Below are 26,324 nucleotides of genomic sequence, written 5' to 3' on the forward strand. Positions count from 1 at the left end.
GGGCTAGACAATACATGCTTTTTACCTTAACTTAAGCAAGTTTTTTATTGACGGATAGTGTTTATGCGTACGCCTTTATTTATGAGCGCGGCAGGGTTGCCGTTAGTTGTAGCGATGATGAGTATGCCTGTACAGGCTGCAGAATTTGTAGTGACTGACATCGGTTTCAATGGTCTGCAACGTCTAACCCCAGATAGCCTCTATCCGGTTCTGCCTATTACGGTAGGGGATACGGTTAATGACAGCAGTTTGGCTGCCAGCATCAAGGCGCTATATGCCACCGAGAATTTCGCTGACATTCAAAGCCGTGTCGAAGGTGGTCAGCTACGATTCGATGTCGTTGAGCGTCCTACCATTGCAGAAGTCAATTTCGAAGGCAATAAGCTCATTCCAAAAGAAGGATTAGAGCAAGGTCTTGGCAATGCCGGTTTGTCTGTCGGTGATGTACTCAAGCAAGCGACCCTCCAAGGCGTCGCCAACGAGCTACAGCAGCAGTACATCAGTCAAGGGTATTACAACAGTAATATCGAAGTCGACCAAACGCTACTCGACGGTAACCGAGTCAAGCTAGATGTGCGCTTTATCGAAGGCAAGCCTGCAAAAGTCGTCGATATCAATATCATTGGTAACAAGCACTTTAGCGATGAAGAAATTAAAGACGTCTTTGCGGTAAAAGAGTCCTCTTGGACACGTCTACTGTCTAAATCTGATCGCTATGCCAAAGAAAAACTGGCAGCCAGCTTAGAGAACCTAAAAGCCTTATATCAAAACGATGGTTATGTGCGTTTTGCTGTCGACAATGCAGTGCTTAATATCAGTGAAGACAAGCGCAGTGTATTTATCGAAGTCAGTTTAAGCGAAGGTGAGCAATATCAGTTTGGCGAGGTTAATTTTTTAGGTAAGCCAACGTTTGAGACAAGCGAGCTAAAAGAGCTGGTCACTTTTGCACCTAACGAAAAATACTCTCAAGCCAAACTCGATGAGACTACCGCTGAGCTCAAACGTCGTTATGGTAACGAAGGCTATTACTTGGCACAAGTTAGACCGGTACCACGTATCAATGACGATACGAAAATGGTAGAAGTTGATTACTTTATTGACCCAGCACGCCCTATCTTTGTGCGTCGTATTAACTTCACGGGTAACATCAAAACCCAAGATGAAGTATTACGTCGCGAGATGCGTCAATTAGAGGGTGCACTTGCCTCTAGCGAAAAAATACAGCTATCACGCACACGTTTGATGCGTACAGGTTTCTTTAAAGCGGTCAACGTCGATGTCAAACCTGTCCCTAACCAGCCAGATCAAGTCGATGTACAATACACCGTAGAAGAGCAGCCTTCTGGTAGTTCAACCATTGCTGCGGGTTATTCGCAAAGTGGTGGTGTTACTTTCCAGTTAGATTTGACGCAAAACAACTTTATGGGTACTGGTAACCGTGTGAAAGCGGCACTATCACGCTCAGAGACACGTGATTCTTATAGCTTGGGCTATACCGATCCATACTTTACTGAAAATGGCGTGTCACAAGGTCTTAGTGCTTACTACCGTGAGACTAAATACGATGATAGAAACGTTAGTAACTATGTCACCGATTCTTATGGTGCGACGCTGAACTACAGTTACCCTGTTGATGAAACCAAACGTGTCAGCGCAGGCTTAAACGTTGATAATACGTCAGTACGTGGTGGCCGTTTCTTAGGGGTTTCAAACGTGCAGCAGCTGATCGATGATGGCGGCACGCTTGAAAATTTTATTAACAATGAAGGCGAAGCGTCTGGTCGTACTGGTTTTAAAAACGACTATCAAACCTATAACTTGCTATTTGGTTGGGACTACAGCACTTTAGATCGTCCAGTGTTCCCAACTAAGGGTATGAGCCACACTGTTGATGCCACTATTGGCCTTGGTGACACCAATTATCAAAAGCTCGTTTACCGAGGTAATGTCTATTATCCTTTCTACAAAGACTGGGTAGCACGTGGTTATACTAAGCTTGGCTATGGTAATGACTTACCATTCTATGAAAACTTCTACGCCGGTGGCTATGGCTCGGTACGTGGTTATGAAGCTTCGACACTTGGACCAAAATCACAGACTTATTATGATGCTATCAACGATGATGTCCGCTACAAGGACGAAGAAATTGGTGGTAACGCACTGGCAAGCTTCGGTGCAGAACTGATTCTGCCAATGCCGTTCAAAGGGGACTGGGCAGATCAAGTACGTCCAGTACTGTTCGCCGAAGGCGGTCAAGTATTTGATACCACGAATAAAGAAGACCGTACTTTCGTAAACCCTGATACTAATGTTGATACTGGTGTGCCATTATTGACGCAGGATAATGATATGCGCTTTAGTGCGGGTGCTGGCATCACCTGGTATACGCCAATTGGTCCTATCTCATTAAGTTATGCTGTGCCTATCGGTGATAAAGAAGGCGATGAGACTGAAAAAGTACAGTTCCAGATAGGTAATACGTTCTAAGTTAACGACACTGCGTAAAAATAGCGTCTTTTATTAATTTATTATCCTAAGTAAATAAAAGACAGCTAGCGATTAACAGGTCATCAAGCTGATATATCGGCTTGATGACCTGCCTTATATTCATAAGAATATTAACCATTATATTAATAACTATATTAACAGCCACTATGATAACGACTGAGCAACTTATCACTCGGATTGAACAACGTCAGCCTATCGCAAATAAAGCGGCTATTAACGCTGAGCAGTTATGTCAAACATTTAACAGTGTTGGTAGTCTCACGACTGCTGATAGCAAGCAGCTCAGTTTTTTGGCTGATCCTCATTATATCTCTAGCCTTGCGAGCAGCCAGGCAGGTGCAGTTTTAGTCACTGCGGAATATCGTGACCAAGTACCGGCAACAGCGATAGCGTTAGTCGTCGCAAGCCCTTACTTAGCTTACGCTAGTGCCAGTCAGTTGTTTGCTCATCATTCATTATCTAGTGGTATACATCCTAGCGCAGTGATCGCTGATAGTGCGGTCATTGGCGAGCAGGCCAATATTGGTCCTTTTTGTGTGATTGGTGACAATGTCCAGATTGGCGCGCGTACCTCGCTTGATGCTCATGTGGTAGTCGAGGCAAATACGACAGTAGGCACAGATGGTGTCATCAAATCGCAAGTGGTCATCGGACACGACTGTATTATTGGTAATCATGTTAGGTTGCATGCAGGCGTGAGTGTGGGTGCAGAAGGCTTTGGCTTTGCACCAACCAGAGACCCTAGCGATACAGGATGGGAGCGTATCGCTCAGCTAGGTCGGGTGATTATTGGTGACCATGTGCGCATTGGCAGTCAGACTTGTATCGACCGCGGCGCTATTGATGATACGGTAATAGGAAATCATGTTATTATTGATAATCTAGTGCAAGTGGCTCATAACGTGCGCATCGGTGATGGTACCGCCATTGCAGCGCAAACCGGTATCGCAGGTAGTACCAGTATAGGTAAGCGTTGTATTATAGGTGGCGCGGTCGGTATTACTGGTCACATTGAGATTACAGATGACGTCACTTTATCTGGTATGACAATGGTGACCAAATCTATCAAAAAGTCTGGGTCATATTCCTCTGGAACTGCTGCAATGCCGACTGCCAATTGGCGCCGTGCTGCAGTACGTTTCCGTCAGTTAGGCCGTGATTAACACTGATATAAGCAAACAATTATAAGTAAGTATTTTTGAAAATGTAAAATACAGCAAATCGCTAAAAAAATAGAGTGCTAAAAAATAGCCAAAGTATTGCAAGGAAGCCCCATTATGAGCAGCAACGATATTGATATCACAACCGCAGAAGACATTAAAAGTTTGGCTGATCAAGGTCTTACGCTGCCCTTAACCTACCAGACGTTAAAACATTATCTACCGCATCGTTATCCTTTTATGTTGGTAGATAAGGTTATCGCCTGTACGCCAGGTGAGTGTATTACTGGGATTAAAAATGTCACCATTAATGAAGAGTTTTTTAATGGACATTTTCCTGATGAGCCAATTATGCCTGGGGTGTTGATGGTAGAGTCAATGGCACAGGTTTCAGGTGTGCTGGGTTTTATCAGCGCTGGACTCACGGCAGAAGATGGTTATCTCTATTTATTTGCAGGGGTAGATAAGGTTCGTTTTAAGCGCCGAGTCATTCCTGGTGATCAGTTGATTATCCGCGCCAAAACAGTGATGCAAAAGCGTGGTATTTATAAATTTGACTGTACCGTACATGTCGAAGATGAGCTGGCTGCTAGTGCTCAGGTAATGATTGCTCGTCAAGAGCAATAAGTTGTTTTTTTAGAGCCATAGTTAGCATCAACGTATAAAGAGCATGCAAATAACATTGCATCAAAGCAATTGAGAAAATAGAATTATTATTAATAGTTGCAGTTAATAGTCATACAGGCGTCACTATTGTTGATTAAGTATGGATTCTATATCCGCTTCAATATTTACACGAAATTTACTCGCATTAGACGATACAAAGGCCCAAAATATGAGTCAGATTCATCCAACAGCACTCATCTCATCATCTGCCCAGATTGATGAGACTGCCATCATTGGTCCTTATTGTATAGTCGGTGATGAGGTAACCATTGGTGCGCACACGGTATTACATCGCCATGTTGTTGTAACAAAGCTGACCCGTATCGGTGAGTACAATGAGTTTTATCAGTTTGCTAGCATTGGGGAAGATCCACAGGATTTGAAATATGCTGGTGAACGCACTTGGCTTGAGATTGGCGATCACAATACCATTCGCGAAGCTTGTAGCTTACATCGTGGCACCGCCCAAGACAGTGAGCTAACCAAAATTGGTAGCCATAACTTGCTGATGGTAAATACACATGTGGCTCACGACTGCGTGATTGGTGATCACAATGTATTGGCCAATAACGTTGGTGTGGCAGGTCATGTGACCATTGGCGATCACACAATTATTGGCGGTAATTCTGGTATCCATCAGTTTTGTACTGTGGATGACTATAGTTTGATTGGTGGGGCAAGTCTGATATTAAAGGACGTGGCAGCTTTTACCATGGTTTCTGGTAATCCTGCAAAAACACATGGTCTAAATGTTGAAGGCATGCGTCGTAAAGATTGGTCAAAAGAGACGATTGATGTGCTGCGTCAAGCGTATCGCACTATTTTTAGGTCAGGTCTGACCACGGTACAGGCGCTACAAATATTACATGATGAGCTTTTACCTAAAGAGCCGAAAATTCAGTTACTTATCGATTCGTTACAAAAAAGTCGCCGCGGTGTCGTTCGATAACGCTTTCTGTATGTCAATCAATCCTAGAAAAATACTGGGCGGCTATTTGCCAAACTCTTGTTAATTATCGATAGAATTATAAGAAAGCCATAACCAATTGTTATGGCTTTTTATGTTTATGAACACTTGACTTTTATGGTCGCTTAGCAGAAACTTAGCGTTTACGGTATTGTAAACAATTTTTTCTTAATGTTACTGGACGCTTCATATTGAGGCGTTTAATAAATGGTTTAAAAATATTCAAAGCTATTTATGATAATCATGGAAGGTTATCAGTAATATTAATTGAAGCATGAGGACGGAAAAAAATGGCTATTAATAAACAAGAACATGCACAGTGGAGCTCAAGTCTTGGCTTTGTGCTAGCAGCGGTAGGATCGGCAGTTGGTTTAGGGAATATATGGAAATTCCCATATATGGTCGGTGAAAGTGGTGGTTCAGCTTTTGTTATCGCTTATTTATTCTGTATCGCGTTAGTAGGTTTTCCGATTCTAGTTGCTGAGTGGTTGATTGGTCGTCGTGGGCAGAAGAACCCAGTCAATACCTTTGCTGATGTAGCAGCAAGTGAGGGTAAATCACGCAGTTGGGGTATCATTGGTGCTTCAGGTATTTTGGGTGGGTTCTTAATTCTATCTTTCTATAGTGTCATCGGTGGTTGGGCACTTAACTATATTACCAAGGTCGCTTCAGGTGGTTTTGTTGGTCAAGATAGCGATGCTATCGGCGCAACGTTTGATGCGATGTTGGCATCAGCAGGCACTTTGACCATTTGGCATACAGTATTCATGATATTGACGGCTGTTATCGTCGGTATTGGTGTGACAAGTGGTATCGAAAAAACAGCTAAGATTTTGATGCCTTTGTTAGGTCTTATCCTATTCGTTATCGTTGGTTATAACGTTATGAATGGTGGCTTTGGTGAGGCAGTTGCATATTTATTTGCGCCAGACCTTAGCAAACTAACGGCTGATGTGATGCTTGCTGCATTGGGTCATGCGTTCTTCACGCTATCTATAGGTATGGGTATTATGGTTGCTTATGGCTCATATTTGGGCCGTGAAGTGAACTTGCTTAAAACAGCACGTACCGTTGTTATCCTAGATACTGTCATTGCCTTGGCGGCTGGTTTGGCAATTTTCCCAATCATCTTTAGCAATGGTCTTGATCCTGCTTCAGGTCCGGGTCTTATCTTTGTCAGCTTACCAATTGCGTTTGGTAGCATGGGCGCAGGTACTATCATTGGTACCTTGTTCTTCTTGCTGATTACGTTTGCGGCTATTACCTCGTCGATTTCATTGCTTGAGCCAACGGTTGAGTTTTTAGAAGAGCGCACGCCTATGAGTCGTACAGTATCGACTATCGCTGCGAGTACTGTGATTTGGTTGCTAGGTATTGCTGCGTTATTGTCGTTCAACTTGTGGTCTGACTTTACGATTATGGGTAATGGTATCTTTGATGCGTTAGATAAGCTAACCAGTAAATTTATCCTACCATTGACCGGTCTTGCAGCGATTATCTTCCTTGCTTGGAGAATGGATCAACGCAGTATCCAGCAAGAGCTTGGTTTGTCAGAAGGTGCTTGGAAGCTTTGGCAGATTATCGCTAAGTTCGTTGCTCCAATCGCAGTTATTGTTGTATTTATTACCACACTAATGGGCTAGGATTTATACTCTTAAAGAGTATTTGATTGGTCAGTTTTTAAAATTGATGGTTGAAAAAAGGGCTTAAGATAATTCTTAAGCCCTTTTTCGTATGCGCAATAATGTCAATTCGCTAATTTTAAATGCATCAACTATAAAAATAAGATTAGCGTAAGTTTAGCTCAGGAACCGTTTGACCACGCTTACTATAAAACTCATTAACAAACTCATCAAAGGTGTCTTGTTCAATAGCGTCTCTGATACCTTGCATCAAACGCTGGTAATAACGCAGGTTATGAATGGTGGCCAGCTGAGCGCCTAGCATCTCTTTGCACTTATTAAGATGATATAAATAGGCACGGCTAAAGTTTTGGCAAGTATAGCAGTCACATTCAGGGTCTAATGGGCCTTCATCATTACGGTACTGGCTATTACGGATACGTACCACGCCAGTATTGTCTGTATCACCTGTGACGAAATAATGACCATTGCGGGCATTACGAGTAGGCATCACGCAGTCAAACATATCTACGCCGCGGCGTACGCCTTCAACTAAATCTTCAGGCTTGCCAACGCCCATAAGATAGCGTGGCTTATCTGCTGGCATATCATCAGGTAGGTAGTCTAGTACATCTATCATCTCTTCTTTAGGTTCGCCAACCGAAAGACCTCCAATAGCATAACCATCAAAGCCAATCTCTAACAGACCTTCAAGTGATTGTTGACGTAAATCAGGATACATACTACCTTGTACGATGCCGAATAAGGCATTGGTGCTGCCCAGTCTGTTGTGCTCGTCAACGCAGCGCTGTCCCCAACGTAGTGATAGCTCTAAAGATTTTTTGGCTTCATCATGAGTCGCTGGATAAGGCGTACATTCATCAAACTGCATGACGATATCTGAATTCAGGCTATACTGAATTTGCATCGATTTTTCTGGTGATAAGAATACTTTAGCGCCATCAATAGGGGATTTGAAGTCGACACCTTCTTCGGTGATTTTACGCATAGCACCCAAACTGAATACTTGGAAGCCACCCGAATCGGTCAAGATAGGCTTATCCCAATGCATAAATTTGTGCAAGCCACCGAATTTATCGATAACGTCAGTACCTGGACGTAGCCATAAGTGGAAGGTATTGCCTAACACGATATCAGCACCAATGGCTTCAATATCACGTGGCAGCATACCTTTGACTGTACCGTAAGTACCAACAGGCATAAAGGCAGGCGTTTGCACGTCGCCATGATTGAGATGAACTGTACCACGGCGTGCGCGCGTCTCGCCGCTGGCCGTTTTGTGTAAGACAAATTGCATATGATAACCGCTATTTAAGCTATGAAAATGGCGCTAATTATAGCATTGTTAGGAGTTTTTTGGACATGGATGTTTAATGGTGATTCATATATCCATTGGAGCGTGTATTACGACGACAACCAAAAGATACAGACAGTGTCGTTCAGTGCTTGCTGTACCTACGCAGAATTTATTTTATAATGGATTGACTATATGATTAGCTGTGTCAAAATCGCTTGTTCTATTATAGGTAGCACTTGCACTCATCTTCCGTGTTACTCACATTTTTGGAAATGATATACCCATAAAAAAAGACAGCAAGTGCTGTCTTTTTTATATTTAACGTTTATACAAATAATCTTAGCTGTTTTGCTCGCGGATGATATTTAGCATACGGCGTAATGGTTCAGCTGCGCCCCATAGTAACTGATCACCAACGGTAAACGCGCCTAGATATTCAGGACCCATATTGAGCTTGCGTAAGCGTCCTAGCGCAACGGTCAAAGTACCGGTCACGGCTACTGGCGTTAGGCGGTTCATCGTGGCTTCTTTATCGTCTTCGACCAAGTCTAACCATTCATTGCCACTGTTTTTCAATGCGGCTTCGATTTCTTCTAACGGAATGTCTTTTTTAAGCTTGATAGTTAAGCCCTGTGCATGACAGCGCATCGCGCCAACGCGTACACACATGCCGTCGATAGGAATGCTACTAGCCTCAGAGTTACCAAGGATTTTATTGGTTTCAACACCACCTTTCCATTCTTCACGCGACTGCTTGTTCTCTAGTTGTGCATCGATATAAGGAATTAAGCTACCCGCTAGTGGCACACCAAAGTACTGCTTTGGAAAGTCATCTGAGCGTTGAGTTTGGGCGATTTTCTTATCAATCTCAAGAATGGCGCTAGCAGGATCAGCCAATTCATCTTGGACGGCGTCACGCAGGACACCCATACCTTCGATTAGCTCGCGCATGTTGTTTGCGCCAGAGCCACTAGCAGCTTGATAGGTCATGGCGCTGACCCATTCTACCCAACCTTTATTGAATAACTCACCGATAGCCATCAGCATGAGTGACACAGTACAGTTACCACCGATGAAGTCTTTTTTACCATTGGCAAGTGCGCTATCAATGACGCTGCGGTTGACCGGATCAAGAATGATGATGCTGTCGTCTTCCATACGTAAAGTACTTGCCGCGTCAATCCAGTAGCCATTCCAGCCATTATCACGTAACGGTTGGTGCACCTTTGAGGTGTAATCGCCACCTTGGCAGGTAATAATCACGTCACAAGCTGCTAGTGCATCAATATCATGAGCGTCTTTTAATTGGCTGGTCTTCACACCATCGAAGCTTGGTGCGTCACCACCAGCGTTACTGGTTGAAAAAAACACGGGCGTAATGCCGTCAAAGTCTTTTTCTTCCTGCATACGCTGTATCAATACTGAGCCAACCATTCCGCGCCAGCCTACCAAGCCTACTGTTAAATTACTCATGAAATCTAATCCTATTTACAATTATTTGTTACACCGCCAACCAATAACAATGCCGTGAATGGCCATAAAAAGCAAGGCGTTTTGGCTATTTTCCGCTGTTTTTCATACACTATTTGCTATGTTCACCATAACGTTAAGTTATTAGCATGGCGAGAATGATGGCTACAACAATTGTTGCTCGTGACTTCTGTGAAATTGCCGCTATAAGCGGCGTACTTATAACTTAATTATAATAGCCAAATGATTGAAATTGTAACGTTTTATGGCAGTTGCTAGCTAATTAAGTCTCATTAGTAGGCGATACTCTTCTGAAATGCTAAAGTAAGCACCTGACGTCAGTTCAGTTAAAAAAGACGGTATCATTGTTGTTTTAATCAAGGCTTTTTGACAAAGATATTTCGTTGTAATAATAATTCCTATAAAAAAAGATATCATTATCAGTTCAATCATCAATTAATAAACGGCTAATACATATTATGGATCTTTCACTCTTATATTACGGCGCACAGTGGCTAGCAGGATTCATCGCATTTGTAACGATTTGGGGTTGGATACCGCTTGATAACTGGTGGGTGCGTGGTGTTGAATTTCCACGTATTCAAATAATGGTACTAGGCGTTATAGCTTGGATTGGTATGTTGGTATTTTGGCCAAACTGGGAGCTAGGGCAGTGGCTACTATTTATCGTACTAAGTATCACCTTAGCATTTCAACTTAGAATGGTACTGCCCTATACCAAACTATGGAAAAAAGAAGTCCAACAAGCAAAAGTTAAGCTGGAAGGTGAAGCTCATCAAATAAAAATCATGGTCTCCAACGTTCTGACCCCTAACGATGAAACCCAAAAATTGGTTGATTTGGTCAAACAAAGGCAGCCTGATATTTTGATCACTCTAGAAAGTGATGAGAAATGGGAAAAGGCGTTGCATCAAGTCGAGCCAGATTATCCATATACGGTAAAAGTGCCGCTGGATAATCTCTATGGTATGCATCTGTATTCTAAGCTTGAGTTGATAGACCCTGAAGTTAAGTACCTAATGATAGATGATATACCGTCTATTCATACGCAGATGCGCCTGCAAAGTGGGCGCGTTATTTGGTTGTATTGCTTGCACCCGATGCCGCCAAGTCCAACGGAAGCAGACAAGTCAACCACGCGTGATGCTGAACTACTGATGGTGGGCAAGCATATCAAAGAGAATGATCAAACCGCCATATTAGCCGGTGATCTCAACGACGTTGCATGGTCAAAGACGACACGCCGCTTTCAACGCATCTCAGGACTATTAGATCCGCGCATCGGTCGCCACTTTATAAATACTTTCCATGTTAAATATCCGTTTTTGCGTTGGGCATTAGATCATATTTTCCATAGTGCTTGCTTTACGGTCGTTGATATTCAACGTATGCCTTCTGTTGGCTCTGATCACTTCCCAGTGATGACGACTTTGCAATACGAGCCTGAGGAAGCAAGCCAGCAAGAGCAAAACGCACCGACCGCAGAAGCAGACGATATTAAAGAGACCGATAACAAAATAGAAGAAGGTAAAAAAGAGGGTGAAAAAGTATCTAAGGAGCACGCTGAGGAGCAGCGCACCGCAGACTGATGCTGCTCATCATGATGCTGTAAATGTGCTATCAAATACCCAGTGCGGACGTAAGCATATGCTTACGTTAAATAAGGTCTTTAGCCTCTAGTCGCATTAAGTTGATTGCCCTACAATACAACCATCAACACAAGGATACGCAAGGATGCAGTGTTGAGACAGTATCAATAAAAGCACAGGTCAGCCCGCTGTCTTATAGATGACTGTTTATGACTTAGGATAAGTCAGCACGGAAGAGATAATAACAACAATATGAAACGCCATAGCCCTGAACCAATCGCCCTAGGTTCGGGGCTTTTCTTTGCTTGTAGGTTTTTAATTTTCAAACTGAACAGCTAAAGATAGAGAAAAGACAATGACTCTGTAGAGTAAATGAAATAATCTATATTCTTTAGCATTAGAAAAAGGGTACACGCATTGGCATGTACCCTTTTCAACAAAAAATATCAGACTTAATGAGCGGACTCACGTCTCAACAAACTATCCAAGTACCTGGATGTAAGCACCAGCACGTAGCTCTTGTAACCAGTCTTCTTTGGCTTGCGGCGCTAGGCGTTGATATAGTGCTTGGCGAGCCATATTGCGGCGATACTGATCACTGACATCCTGTTGACGTTTGCCATCGACCTTAAGAATATGCCAACCAAACTGAGTCTTAAAGGGGGCAGAGTAATCACCAACGGCTGTGTTTTTCATCATGGCCTCAAATGGACCAATCATATCCTCTTCGCTGACCCAATCAAGATCGCCACCGCGCCCAGCAGAGCCTGGATCATCTGAATAGGTTGAGGCTAGAGCGGCGAAGTCAGCACCGCTACGCAACTGCTCATACAAGTCATTAATTTTTTGTTCAGCAAGGGCGTCAGTCTGTAGCTCATCGACTTTGACTAGGATATGACGAGTATGCCACTGCGGTATCAGCATAGTATCGCTGGCTTTTTTATCAGCCAACTTGATGATATCAATGCCTTCTGGTGTGATTAAAGGTGCGCTTACTGCACCGACATCTAGCTTGGTAATTTCAGTCGATAGTTCGGTAGGTAGAGAGGCTGCTTTATGAAAGCCCATATCACCACCTTGTAGCGGGATAGCATAGCTGCCTTGGCTAGCCGCAATTGCTTCATCGACATTTACATTGGGTGTAAGCAGACGAGTACGCAATGCTTGTGCGACCTTTAATGCTTCTTCGCGCTGGTCTTCTGACAGTCGGCTATAATCATCCATGTAGGGCACGCGTACATGAATCGTTTGATACTCGCTTTGGTTTAGACGCTTGGCTTCTGGTGATGCCAAAAATGCATCAATGTCCTGCTCGCTAATGCGCACACGGCTACTGATTTGGCGTTGCTGTAATGCCTGAATAGCAGCGTCTTCAATCAATTGAGCGCGCAGTGTGGCATAGCTGCCAGGTTGTGCAGCATCTAGGCGTTGCTGCAGTGCTGATACACTACTCAGACCTTCCGCTTGTGCGATTTGGTCAAGGCGTTGATTGATAGCGGCTTCATCAGGGTTTAGACCGATACGCTGGACCATGGATAATTGCAACTCACGTAAGATGAGGGCATTTAGTACTTCAGACTGCAGCTGTGCTGAGTTGGCAATAGGCTCGCCTGCCGCTTGTGCGCGTGCTTGGGTTTGCGTGATTGCATCAACCAACTCGCTTTTGAGGATAGCGTTTTCGTTGACCAAAGCAATGATGCCGTCGGTACTATTGGCTGGCGTCAAACGATTGACGTTGCTTTTTTCAGCAGCACTTGCTTGTTCTTGAGACGCTGGTGCTGATGCAGCGTTAACGGTGGCAGCATGGGCGCTCAATGTAAACGCAAGGCTGGCACTCATAGATAGCAGTACCGCGCGGCTGGTCTGACGTAAAGAAAAAAATCTCATGATGCTCCTCATCAATGTCATCGCATCGGATGGTAGTCGGTTAACTCTACCCAATACACTTAATAATCAAATAGTAGACAGGGTTGTCCATAATAGGGTTAGAAATATTGTTCTACAAATACTGGGTTATAAATATCGATGCAATTCGATATCAGTACAGCTCAATATAATTATAAACTTGGCTTTAAATTATTCTTAGCGATTTGCTAGGATATGAAAGCAGTTTAGTCTTTCCACGCAGTTTGTACCGGTTCAAAGCCCAATATTTTATCAGAGAGCAATCGTGTCAAGCGGCTGCTACCACTACCAAGTCCGTTCAGTCTGATTTCTGCCATAATCGCTTGGGTCGGTTTGTCTTTGACGTTTAGGTCATTATAGTAACGACGGCCATAAACTGCAAAACCAAAACAGCAATCTTCGTAATCAACACCAATTAAAGAGTCGAGCATTTTATCACGATTGTAGTCGTATTGACCTTGAGCCAATACTCGCCAGCTATTATTAATAGGGAAGACTGCTGACGCGGTAAATGCAGACAATGGTAACTGATTGGTATTTTCATCACGCTGACGCTTCACAAATCCCACGTTAAACAAGCTGTTGTCTGATGGCTGATAACGCAGCTCAGTCGTCACAAAGTTTAAGTCATAATCATTGGTCAGCGCACCACTGACATCAACCCAAAAGTTATTGTACGGCTGCGTACTGGTATTCCAAACCATCCCCGAAGAAGAAGAAGTAAAGACAGGCTGCTCATCGTCAAGCGTGACACGGCCATTATCGATATAAAACTGCTCTGCAATGCTACCATCAAAACGTGTCACACCCGTTGCGTCGATGTAACGATAGTTGATACCAGGAGTGATAGCATGCAAGTCTTGCAAACGATCATGTCCTAAGAACCAGCTGTCAGAAAACAACTGCTCATAGTTGATAGAAGCAATACGGGTATTAAAGTTAGGAATATCGTTTTGATCTTCAAAAGGCGAATAGGTGTACTTCAAACGCGGGCTCAATAAGCGATAGCCACCTAGGGTATCGTCAAACGCACCAAAAGGTGAGCCTGCTTGATAAAAGTTCAGCCCAGCATCGATACTCGCTTGCGGTACAAATACCGACTGACTGCCATCTTCTTCACTCAGCTGATTGTCTGCTAGGCTGTCTTCATCGTAGGAGGTATAAAGATGCTGCAAGCTAAGTTTAGGCTTAATATAACCCCAAGACTTCTCTATTGGATAGCCAGCACTGAGTTTGTTATAAATACGCGCGCCACTTTTTTCATTTTCAGAGCCATCATCGATGGATTTTTTGAAATACGCTGAGTCATGGACGCCGGTGATATCAAAGCGCTCTGCCCATGGCAAACGATAATCCAGTGTGAGTTGTGGCAATCGTGAATAAGGTTTGTCTTTATCTTCTAATGGTTGCCCGTTGTCGGTAAAGGCATTGAGCGTTTGAAACGTTTCGACCTTTAGCTCGCCATTGACGTAGTCATTATAATAGTTGACGCGCGCACGGCGTGGCAGGTTTATTGTATTGTCCGACAAGCCTAGGGTATCAAAGTCATTCAGGTAATCTGCATCTGATACATAACTGTATTTAGCATCACCGCTTAAGCGCGGAATGCTACTAGATGACCAGTAATGGTCATAGAAAAAACTGCTGCGGTCTTCGTCATCATACTCTCTATCACTAGGTAAGTATGAGCCGTTAAAAATACCTTCACCGTAGTTTTCGGTCAAATAGCGAAACTCACCTGAGAGCATAGGATTACGGTCAGTATAAACGTGAGTGTTGAGCGTCGCATCGTAATTGGGTGCCAAATTAAAATAGTAGGGCACATCAATCTCAAGACCACTCTCACTACTGATACGGGCACTCGGTAATAAAAACCCACTACTGCGGCGATCATCAATCGGGAAGTTAAAATAAGGCAAGTAAAACACCGGTACATCAGCGATTCGGAAGGTGGTATTGTAAGCTTCACCTCGCCCCGTATCGGTATCTAGGTCAATGCTTTTGGCATCAAATTGCCATTTTCGATTGGTTGGTGGACAAGTGCTGAACATGACCTCGTCCAACTCATATTGTGTATCGTTGGGTCTATTCAAGCGTTTTGCATAGCCGTGAGCTTGCAGATCTACACTGGCAAAAGCAACATCACTGGCGGTTGATTGTCCAGTTTCGGTGTTGTAGTTTAGGCTATCCGCGACGCCGATTAGGCCACCTTGTGATGCTTTATCAACAAAGTTGGCTTGGTCATTACTTAACGAGCGATTTGGCGTGTTGCTGTTTTGTCTACGGTTGTTTTGAACGCCGCTACGCGCAAACTGCTCACCTGTCGCTTGATCAGTAAACATGACTTTACCCTGAGCGGCAGCCACACCCGTGCTCAAATCCAACAAAACCTTGTCAGCTTCGATATGCTGCGTGCCCTGATTGATAATGACATTGCCTGACAGCTCAGCATAGTCGACATTGTCATAATAACCATAGTCCGACTCTGAAAACAGCGGCGCTTGATGATTGGGGATGCCATTAAGATTAGGCGCTGCTTGCCCGTTAACACTACCAGCTTCATTGACCGCACGTTGATAATTGGGATTACCTTTGGGGTATACCCATTGACCCTCACAGCGTTGCGCACTATCTACTGCATTAGGCAATAATTTTAAATCTCTACCGACCTTTGGAATGGTTTGTGCGGTAGGCGCGAGCGTGTTTTGAAGGTGGTCTTGGTTAGAGCCTGATTGGTTAGCATTCAATTGTGCAGAACTATTAACATGCTCTTTTGCTTGCACCTCAGTCTCTGGGGTCAGCTCATAAAACTCTGCCAAGCGCATCAAGCTGTCTTGAATACTCTCATCACTCACATCTGTCTTAGTAGTTGCTTGCGTAGATACTGGTGTGATGGTTTCACTGACTCGTGCATCATTGTCGTTCTGATTGTCATTAATGGCAGTAATGTCTAAAGGACGATTATCGAAGACTTCATTGTCAAAAGCAGCACTGTTGTCAAAAGCAGCATCGTTTAACTCAGTATTATCCCTTTCTGTAGCATTGACTAGAGAAGCATTGTTAGACTCAGTGGTGGCTAAGACTTTTTGGTATGGCTTATTATTAGCATGAGTCGTTGGGTAAGTATTGTTTTGATAGCTGATATCATTATTAGTGCGCTCTGGATTGATGTGGCTACTAGCGTTGACATCATTTGCGACATCAGAGACATAGCTGCTCGTAGCATCATTTAGCAATGGCTCAACGGTTTGTGTCTCTGACTCGGTGAGTGCAGCACTGACCGCTAGGCTCGAGAAGCCTAGGGCACCAAATAGTATCAAACGGATGCTTTGGTAAAGCGGAGAATATAACAAGGGCACACCTATGATTGCAGAGCCAATTGGATTGCGATACTGAGTTTAGCAGTCGTATTATTTTACTGTATATAGCAATAGATATACGCCTAAAGACTCACTAATTGATAATATAATCTCAAGAATTCGGCTGTTTTACATATAATGACGACTAATCATAGTCAAAAAAAACCAAATCAGCTACACTATTTACCAAATTTTATAATATGGCCACGCCATTTCTGTATCCATGGCAAGCACTAAGTGCCAAACCTAAATGTCAAAAGACATATCAAAGCATTTATGACAGCAGCTGTGATGGATAGAGATGTCACTATTTTAGCAAGGTTTTGTCAGACTTATCACTACTTTAGTTGTTTAGACTGATATTTAACCTTTTATGACTGACAAAACAATTTTAGAGAATACTATGACCGAATCGCATATAAACAGCCGTCAACAGCAATTAGAGAGCTGGCTGCAGCAAGTATTTGCAGAGCAAGCATTTACCCTTGATAGCTTGCCTGGTGACGCCAGTGCCCGCCAATATCATCGTATTCAATTGTCAGAAGCTGATAACTCGGAGGTTGCGCGCTATATTGTCATGGATTCAGCTGACGAACAAGATGCCATGCGCCAGTTTATCAATGTGGCCAAACTGATGGCACCAGCGATTAACGTGCCGACGCTGGTCGCACAAGATATAGAAAAAGGCTTTTTGGTTTTGCAAGACTTTGGGGCGGTGGAGTTTGCCCATTTGCTTGTCCATGCAACGCCTGCACAGATTGATGAGCACTATCAGCTAGCAATGCAGACATTGACCGCACTACAAACTGTCCCAGTTGAGACGGCACAGTCTCAACACCAGCTGCCAGATTATGATGTCGAGTTATTAAATCGTGAGATGGATTTATTTAGCGATTGGTTTATACCTTATATCGGTGTCGAGCTTGATAACGCGCTATGGAGTGATTTAAAAGCAGCATTAATCAAAGAGATATTGCAGCAGCCGCAGGTCATCGTTCATCGTGATTATCACAGCCGCAATCTGATGCAAGACCAAGCCGACCACTCGCGCTTAGGCGTGATTGATTTTCAAGATGCTGTGATTGGTTCTTATACTTATGACTTGGTGTCGTTAGTGCGTGATGCTTATGTGGAATGGCCAGAGAGCCAAGTGTCGGCATGGGTTAATGCGTTTTGGCAGTTGCAAAAGCAGGCCGGCCTGACCACGGCAGACAGTATAGAGCAGCTCGAAAACGATATGAATGTCATGGGCGTACAGCGACATCTAAAAGTGTTGGGTATTTTTGTGCGCTTATCGCAGCGCGATGGCAAAGACCGCTATCTGGCTGATATCCCTAAGGTCATGCGCGACTTGATGTACGAGCTGGAATGGTTAGAGGTACAGGGTAGTCATGGCATGCAGCAAGTGGTTGCTTCTTTTAATGAGTATTTAAGAGAGACGATATTGCCAGCTTATCAGAGTAAGTTTGTACAGCAATATATTTAGGCTGCGTTACTGGCGAGTGTCGTGCGACGCCAGTGCTTATCTGATATGTTACGTTGAAACATCAATAGATTTGACCCTGGATTTTGAATTCAATAAAAATAAGACAAAGGAGCGCACATGTCTGAGAGTAACCGAGCAATGATTACCCAAGCAATGATTTTGGCTGCTGGCAAGGGTACCCGTTTGCGTCCGTTAACACTTGAGACGCCCAAGCCTTTAGTAGAGGTGGGTGGACAGCCGCTTATCGTTTGGCATATCAAGGCGTTAAAAGCAGCTGGCATTAAAGATATTACCATTAATGCGTCATGGCTGGCTGATAAGCTGATGGACACATTGGGTGATGGTGCGCAATATGGCGTCACCCTTCATTGGTCAGTTGAAGAGGATGAGCCTTTAGAGACCGCTGGTGGTATTTTTCAGGCATTACAATCAGGCAAGCTTCGAGATGAGCCTTTTATCTTAGTCAACTCGGACGTATGGACGACCTATGATTTTACTCAGCTACAAGAGTATGAGCTGGGTGCCGACCAGCGTGCTCATCTATTATTGATAGATAATCCAGATCATAATGATGGTGGTGACTTTGCGATTAATAACGGTTTGGCGAGTGAACAGCCCATTGGTGATGCAGATAAATATACTTTTGCAGGTATCAGTGTAATGTCGCCACAGTTGGTTGAAGGGCTGGCATCAGGTCAGCCAGCAGCGCTTGCACCACTCCTCAAGCAAGCCATGATAAAGTTTCAAATCACCGCTGAAGTGATTAAAGACAACTGGATAGATGTCGGTACGCCTGAGCGCTTGACGCAAGTCAATGAGTTTATTGACAGCAAGGGTGTTGATAACCATAAAGGCGCCTAGATTAAAGTGCTTAAATTAAGATGGTTTGATTTGGTGAGTGTTAGCCCATCTAAATGACTATCCATTGAATCTCTAGTAAGTAGTCGCAAACGAAAAAGCAGCGCCGATCATCGACGCTGCTTTTTTATGTCAGATAGTAATTAATCAGTGGGGTAGGTTTATATTAAACACCCATGGCCAGTTTGATTAACTGGGCAATCGTAAAAATAACCAAAAACCCTGCTATATATAAGCCAATGAACCATGCCCATTGTGATTGTTTCTTGCTGAGCTTTTTCATGCTCGCCTCCTACTTGCGTGTTAGTACGACTTCTATCTTAAGTCAAGCTAGACACCGCTAAACCAAGCATAGCAACTACCACTACTTACAGCAGTCGCTATTAACTTTTATCCATTTTTGATGATTAATACATATGCTCATGATCCGTCTTACCCTTAAAGGTGTAATAGGCAAAGGCGGTATAACTCAGAATAATCGGCAGCATAATAACAGCACCAATCAACATAAAGGACAATGAGGTATCAGCGGCAGCGGCCTCATAAATGGTCATTTGATAAGGTACGATATAAGGGAAGATGGCAAAGCATACACCGATATATCCCATCAAAAACAGCGCCACTGTTAATAAGAATGGGCGATATTCACGCTCAGTTTTCAAGTCTTTACGCATGATAAAGAATAAGATTATTACGATAATTGGCATAGGTGCTAGGTACAGTAAACCTGGGAAACCAAACCAACCCTCGAGCGCATTGATGTCTGAAAAATACATAAAGGCCGTGACCACAACCATCGCGACTACCAATGCTGAGAGCATCCAACCAGATACCTTACGCGCCCAGACTTGCAAGGTGTGTTCGGTCTTGATGATGAGCCACGTAGAGCCAAGTAGGGCATAACCGATAATCATGGCGAAGCCGCAGATGATAGAGAAAGGCGTGAGCCAGTCAAAGGGTCCGCCCGTATATAAGCGGTTGCTTGCTTCAAGTCCTTGCACCAGAGCGCCAAGCATAATTCCTTGCGAGAAGGTCGCAACGACGGAACCAACAAAGAAGAAAGTGTCCCAAACATGGCGACGTGAGGAGGCCTTAAAGCGGAACTCAAAGGCGACACCGCGCATGATAAGACCAAACAACATCGCTGTGACTGGCAAATAAAGACCCGTCATAATAATGCCATAAGCCACTGGAAATGCAGCAAACAAGCCACCGCCACCCAATACCAGCCAAGTCTCATTACCATCCCAAAACGGCGCAATAGAGTTCATCATGCGGCTACGGTTTTTGTCTGAGCCTGCGAACGGAAATAAGATACCGCAGCCCAAATCAAAACCATCAAGCAACACATAGATAAAGACGGATAGGGCAATGAGTCCGCCCCAAATTAAAGGTAAGTCTAATACATCACCGTAGTTAAACATTAGCGTAACCCTCCATCATCAACGTCGTCCGCAGGAGCGTCTAAATCTTCTTCAGTACTCTTAGCAGGATTGTTATCACCGCTCAGCGCACGGCCTTGACTCTCTGTCACTGAATGCTCATAGAAATTATCATCAGCAGGATCCTCATAAGGTTTGGGCCCTTGGGCAATCAAACGTAATATATAGAAGCTCCCTGCACCAAAAACGAACACATACAGCACGATGAAACCAATCAGCGTCGTTGCCACTTGCTGTGCGGCGAGCGGTGACATACTTTCAGCGGTGCGTATCACACCATAGACAGTCCATGGTTGACGCCCCGTTTCGGTGACAAACCAACCTGCCAGCAATGCGATAAAGCCAAGCGGCGTCATCACTATCCAAGCACGGTGGAACCAAACACTGTCAGGACTGAATTGTTGTTTTTTAAAGTATTTGTAAAGACTGAACAAGCCGACCAGTACCATCAACATACCGATACCAACCATGATACGAAATGCCCAAAATACAATTATGACAGGCGGTTGGTCTTCGGGTGCCCAGTTTTTTAGACCCTTAATCTCACCATCAAGTGAATGGGTAAGAATCAGACCTGAGACATAAGGAATGCTGACTTCATATTTATTGGTCTGGTTTTCTTGGTCGGGAATGGCAAATAGGCGTAACGCTGCACCGCGCTCATCTTCCCAAATACCTTCCATCGCCGCGACTTTGGCTGGCTGATGCTCCAAAGTATTTAGACCATGTTCATCACCAATCAATACTTGAGCAGGTGCCACAAATATGGCCATAATCATTGCCATACCTAGCATCACGCGACCATGCTGACGGTGTTCGACATGTTTCTTGGATTGAAGATAATAGGCGCCGATACCACCAACCACAAAAGCTGTGGTCAAGAACGCTGCGGTCATCATATGAGCGTAACGATACGGGAAGGAAGGGTTAAAGATAATCTCAATCCAATTGGTTGGATAAAGTATCCCGTCTGCACCCATCATAAAGCCTTGCGGCGTCTGCATAAAGCTGTTGGCAGCCAAAATCCAGAATCCTGAAATCAGCGTGCCGATGGCGACAATCGCAGTCGAGGCAAAGTGCATGCGTTTGCTGACACGCCCCCAACCAAACAGCATAATCCCTAAGAAGGATGCTTCTAAGAAAAACGCGGTCAATACTTCATAGGCGAGTAGTGGTCCTAAGACGTTACCGGCCTTGTCAGAAAAGACGGCCCAGTTGGTACCGAACTGGTAGGACATCACCACACCCGATACCACACCCATGCCGAATACCACGGCAAAAATCTTTACCCAGTGTTTATAGACTTCGGCATAGATAGGCTCGCCAGTACGCAGCCAACGGAACTCAAGTACCGTCAGCCAGCTGGCAAGTCCAATAGAAAAGGCAGGAAAAACAATATGGAACGAGATGACAAAAGCGAATTGGATACGCGCGAGCATCAGCGCATCGAGCTGGTCAATCATAAACGTAGCGAACATAAACGGTTACCCTTATCTGTTAGCTGAATAGCGCTGGCTTCCATAAAACGCTCAAGTAACTGTCCGTAACTGTCCATCGAACTAAGGGCAATCATTACGGGCAATGGCTCAGTGTTGATTAGCGAGCAACCTTAGGCATAGAGTGCGGCTAAGCTAACGACTGTTTAGCTGAATTAAGTAATTTATATCCTTATAAATTAATACATTACTGTTATGTGCTGTCAACATATTATGCGCCTACCTCGATAGACACGCAAGCTGTGCAATAAGTCACGCGCGCACCTAGCAGTCATTAAAAACCGCTTAAAAAGCCCTCTAAAGTTGTGACTCATCATCTTGAAAAACAATGAGATACTACAGTTTTTCTTAATAACGTGCATATCCAATAGCTAAGCAGAAAAGCCACAAATATCCAACATGCCGTCAACGATAGAGTTTCATTTACCACCCCATTACTATAGGTTCAGTTTATAGCGAGCGATTATAGCGCCTCAAATTTGAATTACTCTTGTAGCTGCTTATGCAAAATTCGTCTGAGTGTCAAAATAGTCTGTGGGTTGGTCTGGATACTGTGACCACCGTTGATGACCGTTTCGGAAGCTGCCCCATCAAGATGTGCGCTGGTATAAGGCACAATCCCATCTGATAGCCGTTCGGTCAACGCTTGGCTGATGTCTTCATTGACAGTGATTGCTGCGACCAAAGGCTGAGCGGGGATTTTTGACTCATCGCCAGCATTGAGTGGACTGTTGGTATCGTCATCATTAATATCAGTGTTTTCTTCTGTGGCTTGTGATAAATCAATTTTTGCACCACCTGGCTGCATTTGCGCCAGCCCTTGGGTGATATCAGAGTCATTATTGGCAATGATTGAGTGATAAGTAATACGGTCACTGATAGTGAGGTCCTTCGTTAGCTGTATAAAGGAAGACTTATCGCTAAGCTGGCTCGCCCCATTTTGCAGATATAAAGCACCTAATGGGTTCTGTGCCAAGTCACCTTGTGTGGCAATGGTTGCAAGGTTATCAGTAACAGTCTTCACTAGACCAACTGGCAGGTAGACAATGCGGCGTAGGGCACGGGTGAACCAGCGGTCTGCATAGTCAGTACCACGAAACGGCGCGGATAAAAACACAGCCGTATCTACTTGTGGTAACGCTTGTAGCTCGAATCGCTCTTTGAGTTGTTGCTCGCCAAATGACTCTCTAAGTGCATCACGAATTTGACGTTTTTCATTAGTAGACAAGACGTTTTGGTCATCAAGTCTGTCTAAGTCATCGACCAAATTATCGTTGGACAGCATCATGCGAGCGATGAGTGCACCCATACTGTGGCTGACGATGACGCTATTTTTACTGGCGCGATTTTGTCCTTTAGGGTCAGTCTGCTCGTAAGTGCTATTGATGAGGCGCTGGATTTGATAACGGTTTTCTAAAATAGGCAGATTGGTGGGATAAAATATTTGCCAGACCTGATAGTTAGCACGCAACTTATCATCATTGAGAATATCGTTGGTTAAATTTACCCAAGTCGCTGGGCTAGAAGCCAAACCATGCAGCATGATGATCACGCGTTTGTTTGGATCATAAGGCTCAAGCATAAACAACTTGGGCAATCTCGCCTCAGGTTGGCGGGTAATTAAGTTTAGGTAGCCGACACCATCTAGCTGATTCTCTGACAACCATAAGCCGTAACCGGCGGAGAAGTTGGCAGCCAAGGGATACTTTTCATTCAGAATATTGACGTTTTCTGTTTGGTAAGGATTATAAAGGTGAATATCTAGCTGACGGCTGCTCAACACATCGAGCACGCTCTCGCCACTTGGTATGATTAGCCCAGTCAGCAGTAAATGACCGGTAGGATAAACACGAGAGCTTGGTTTGTTTTCCTCTGTATTGCTATCGTTTTGGTCATTGGTCAGTCGACCTGATAGTGACGATACCAATAGCTGACGAATCGTCGTCGTATAACGATCATCCAGTGATGCCACCAAACTAATACCCAATCCTGGACGCTTGCTGATTGAGTTAAGACCAGATAATCGTAGCTCATAGGTGGAGACCAAGTCTGCCAGTGCAGAGGTCTGTTTATGAGCGTTTTGCAGGTAGCTATTTTCATTTGGTAGGTAGACACCAAGGTCATAGTTTTCGACTGCTATCTTCATGACCTTGATTTGGTCGGTCGGTTTACTCTTTAATGGCGACAAGTTAGCGATGGAAGCTTGGTCACTACTGTCACGCTTGTTAGAGGCGATGGGTAGGTATTCTATTTCTGTTTCACCCATTAGCCTGTCTGAGCCATCAGATGACTTATAGAGTTGCGTAATAACGTCATTGCTGGCCGAGTTGTAGATATCTTGAGTTTGGATGTCGGTATCGTTTGGGATGCGACTCTGAGCACGAGACCTATTGCTTTCTTTATCTGCACCCTCAAAATCGTGTTCTAAGCTGTCATAGAATAAATAAGTATAACTAGACTTTACAGCGTCAAATAGACGCTCTTGATAATTGGTCAGGCATTGACTGGTGTTCTCTTGCTGAGCTTTGGCGTCTTTGTCACTCAGAGGTGCATTGGCATAATAAGGGTCAAGTGGCGGGCGAGCAAGGGCATCACGGCAGGATTGAGAGTCAGCAAGCTGGCGTGCCTTTGCATAATGTAGCTCAGCGAAAGTCGCTAATGCAGGGCGATAATGCTCATTGAGCATGCTGTCTGTCAGCTGAGTGAGGCACAAATCAAAGTGTTGCATACAAGCTTGCTCATTGAGCCCTGCTGATAACAACGCTGATGCGGTGTCGCTACTCAGGTTTTTGTCAGTGACAATATTGCCGCGCTGTGCAGTGATAGTTTTTGCGGATGCTTGCTTATTCACAGATACCGTACTACAAGCAGGAAGTAAGGTGACTGCTGCTAGTAGCGCCACTGAACCAATCGATAAGGATTTTTTATTAGCGTGCATTACTATGTGTTTAATAGGGCTAGCGAGAGTCATAGAGCAGTCCAGTAAGTGATAGTAATAAGAACAAATAGGTGGGTATGCGTGATAGTAGCTAAATTATAATAGCCAAACCATCGTAGCCATAAGTGTAGCGTAACTTTAGGCGTTAGACTATTTTATTATAATTACACTAGGACATGCCTAAGGTAGATACGGTGTTAGCGGATACAAAAAAGCGTCTTCACTTTATGTGAGTATAAAGTGAAGACGCCAAGTGATTTATGTTAGGACGGTTTGTGTGTTACTGCATAAAGCCGTAAATAATAGCTGGTCACGCCGTCTTAAACGCAGTCAATGGTGATGACTGTATATGACTGATTTTATACCCCTGGTTTTTGATTGATATCAGGAGCAGGGATATCCCAAATATAGAATTGACCATCTTCGACAAGCTTGATTTGCTGACGAATGATAGCATCGTTTGGATTCTGGGTTGCTAGACGACGCAGACGCTCTAAAGCGCTATCACGGCGATCGCTCAGTAAGTCTGATTGTGCCAAGCTTTGTTCAGCTTCGGTATAACCCAATGAAACGGCACGGTCTAGATATTTTTGACCTTCTTTAAAACCGCCACCTTCTGACAACATCATGCCATATAAAAAGTTGGCTTCACCGCTATCAGGACGAATTTTGATGGCACGGTCAACGTACTGACCACCGCGGATAGTGTAGTCTGATCCCAAGTCTAGGTTACGTCCCATACCATTAAGCTTGGCAGCACGAAGCAATACCTCAAAGGAGGCCTCTGGTGACTTAGCATAAGGCTCAATCCAGTCAGCCAACACTTTTATTTTTTCGCGGGTGTAATGACGCTGTGAGCGGTTAGGGAAGTTCGGTGGATAATGACGGGCATTTGGTGAAACGTCTTCAATGAAATCATCAAGTAGGCTGACGTCTAACTGATCGATATTGCCGCCTCTTTGCTGCGGAATCAACACGGTCGTGACAAAGCTCACATCAGACAACTGTACTTTCGGTGTTGGGATGTTGGCCAATTGACCACTGCGTAGGTCGATACCAGTCGCTGTCATTGGACCAGGCTCATAGACACGAGTAGTACCAGTAAATTCAGGGGTTGCTGACTGCGGTCTAACGTCTTGTGGTTGCAACGTACTCATGGGTGCGCGCATCGGTGCACGATTTTGCGGGGTTGCGTTTTGCTGGGCAGTATTTGACTGAGCAGCGTTTGTTTGAGCGGTACTAGCAGCACTAGGGTTTGCAAGACGAATCACACGTTTGCTCGAATCCATCGCACTAGGTACCGATGTGGCGGCGTCAGCTTCTGCTGCATGGACAGGTGCAGATAGCATCATGGCACAGGCTGCAGCTAGTGCGGTCAACGTTGCAAATTTAGGCGACTTAGTAGACGCGCTAGTAGAGAGAGTAGTGGCTTTCATAAAAATCGTTACCTTATTTATTTAGTCATTATTTAACAGTTAATGGTTTTACGTCCTGTCTATCGTGCAAATATTCTGCACAA

The 26,324-nt window shown here is 44.2% G+C and carries 16 protein-coding genes; 8 read left to right on the top strand and 8 right to left on the bottom strand.

Features of this window, described 5'->3' with window-relative positions; all coding sequences use genetic code 11:
• Nucleotides 1-63: 63 nt before the first annotated feature.
• From bamA to QL919_RS02475, 5 genes are all read left to right on the top strand, one after another.
• Nucleotides 64-2,487, top strand: a complete 2,424-nt coding sequence (gene bamA / locus QL919_RS02455) for an outer membrane protein assembly factor BamA (protein ID WP_290188017.1) — start codon at nucleotides 64-66, stop codon at nucleotides 2,485-2,487.
• A gap of 167 nt (nucleotides 2,488-2,654) precedes the next feature.
• Nucleotides 2,655-3,671, top strand: a complete 1,017-nt coding sequence (gene lpxD / locus QL919_RS02460; RefSeq protein ID WP_290188018.1) for a UDP-3-O-(3-hydroxymyristoyl)glucosamine N-acyltransferase — start codon at nucleotides 2,655-2,657, stop codon at nucleotides 3,669-3,671.
• A gap of 114 nt (nucleotides 3,672-3,785) precedes the next feature.
• Nucleotides 3,786-4,295: a 3-hydroxyacyl-ACP dehydratase FabZ gene (gene fabZ / locus QL919_RS02465; RefSeq protein WP_290188019.1), complete on the top strand. Its 510-nt coding sequence runs from the start codon at nucleotides 3,786-3,788 to the stop codon at nucleotides 4,293-4,295.
• A 208-nt stretch (nucleotides 4,296-4,503) separates the two neighbouring features.
• Entirely contained in the window at nucleotides 4,504-5,283 is a 780-nt protein-coding gene (lpxA, locus tag QL919_RS02470; protein WP_290188020.1) for an acyl-ACP--UDP-N-acetylglucosamine O-acyltransferase, read from the top strand.
• 308 nt (nucleotides 5,284-5,591) lie between these two features.
• Complete coding sequence (locus QL919_RS02475) at nucleotides 5,592-6,944, top strand: sodium-dependent transporter (RefSeq protein ID WP_290188021.1); 1,353 nt, start codon at nucleotides 5,592-5,594, stop codon at nucleotides 6,942-6,944.
• Nucleotides 6,945-7,089: 145 nt separating this feature from the next.
• On the opposite strand, the gene tgt is transcribed toward QL919_RS02475, so the two are convergent.
• Both tgt and asd read right to left on the bottom strand, forming a co-directional pair.
• A complete protein-coding gene (tgt, locus tag QL919_RS02480; RefSeq protein WP_290188022.1) occupies nucleotides 7,090-8,241 on the bottom strand; it encodes a tRNA guanosine(34) transglycosylase Tgt in 1,152 nt (383 codons plus the stop codon).
• Between the two features lie 339 nt (nucleotides 8,242-8,580).
• Nucleotides 8,581-9,714, bottom strand: a complete 1,134-nt coding sequence (gene asd, locus QL919_RS02485; protein WP_290188023.1) for an aspartate-semialdehyde dehydrogenase — start codon at nucleotides 9,712-9,714, stop codon at nucleotides 8,581-8,583.
• A 476-nt stretch (nucleotides 9,715-10,190) separates the two neighbouring features.
• Between asd and QL919_RS02490 the strand changes: the two genes are divergently transcribed.
• Nucleotides 10,191-11,321, top strand: coding sequence for an endonuclease/exonuclease/phosphatase family protein (locus tag QL919_RS02490; RefSeq protein WP_290188024.1), 1,131 nt, complete (start codon nucleotides 10,191-10,193; stop codon nucleotides 11,319-11,321).
• A gap of 480 nt (nucleotides 11,322-11,801) precedes the next feature.
• Here QL919_RS02490 and QL919_RS02495 read toward each other — a convergent pair whose 3' ends face one another.
• Together QL919_RS02495 and lptD are read right to left on the bottom strand one after the other, a co-directional pair.
• Nucleotides 11,802-13,208: a peptidylprolyl isomerase gene (locus QL919_RS02495; protein ID WP_290188025.1), complete on the bottom strand. Its 1,407-nt coding sequence runs from the start codon at nucleotides 13,206-13,208 to the stop codon at nucleotides 11,802-11,804.
• A 224-nt stretch (nucleotides 13,209-13,432) separates the two neighbouring features.
• On the bottom strand, nucleotides 13,433-16,579 hold the full coding sequence (gene lptD, locus QL919_RS02500) for an LPS assembly protein LptD (RefSeq protein ID WP_290188026.1): 3,147 nt from the start codon (nucleotides 16,577-16,579) through the stop codon (nucleotides 13,433-13,435).
• Between the two features lie 409 nt (nucleotides 16,580-16,988).
• On the opposite strand from lptD, the gene QL919_RS02505 reads away from it, so the two are divergent.
• Together QL919_RS02505 and murU are read left to right on the top strand one after the other, a co-directional pair.
• A complete protein-coding gene (locus QL919_RS02505) occupies nucleotides 16,989-18,071 on the top strand; it encodes a phosphotransferase (RefSeq protein WP_290188027.1) in 1,083 nt (360 codons plus the stop codon).
• A gap of 117 nt (nucleotides 18,072-18,188) precedes the next feature.
• Nucleotides 18,189-18,932: an N-acetylmuramate alpha-1-phosphate uridylyltransferase MurU gene (gene murU / locus QL919_RS02510; protein ID WP_290188028.1), complete on the top strand. Its 744-nt coding sequence runs from the start codon at nucleotides 18,189-18,191 to the stop codon at nucleotides 18,930-18,932.
• Between the two features lie 404 nt (nucleotides 18,933-19,336).
• On the opposite strand, the gene cydB is transcribed toward murU, so the two are convergent.
• The 4 genes from cydB to QL919_RS02530 all read right to left on the bottom strand — a co-directional run bounded on the left by cydB (nucleotide 19,337) and on the right by QL919_RS02530 (nucleotide 26,241).
• Complete coding sequence (gene cydB / locus QL919_RS02515) at nucleotides 19,337-20,353, bottom strand: cytochrome d ubiquinol oxidase subunit II (protein WP_290188029.1); 1,017 nt, start codon at nucleotides 20,351-20,353, stop codon at nucleotides 19,337-19,339.
• Complete coding sequence (locus QL919_RS02520) at nucleotides 20,353-21,834, bottom strand: cytochrome ubiquinol oxidase subunit I (RefSeq protein ID WP_290188169.1); 1,482 nt, start codon at nucleotides 21,832-21,834, stop codon at nucleotides 20,353-20,355. Before QL919_RS02520 ends, cydB begins: the two co-directional genes overlap by 1 nt.
• Nucleotides 21,835-22,351: 517 nt before the next feature.
• Nucleotides 22,352-24,805 (bottom strand): alpha/beta hydrolase, encoded by a 2,454-nt coding sequence (locus tag QL919_RS02525; protein ID WP_290188030.1) that lies wholly within the window; start codon nucleotides 24,803-24,805, stop codon nucleotides 22,352-22,354.
• Nucleotides 24,806-25,164: 359 nt separating this feature from the next.
• On the bottom strand, nucleotides 25,165-26,241 hold the full coding sequence (locus QL919_RS02530) for a hypothetical protein (protein ID WP_290188031.1): 1,077 nt from the start codon (nucleotides 26,239-26,241) through the stop codon (nucleotides 25,165-25,167).
• Nucleotides 26,242-26,324 lie beyond the last annotated feature (83 nt).

Source organism: Psychrobacter sp. APC 3426, assembly GCF_030408035.1.
Taxonomy (GTDB): domain Bacteria; phylum Pseudomonadota; class Gammaproteobacteria; order Pseudomonadales; family Moraxellaceae; genus Psychrobacter.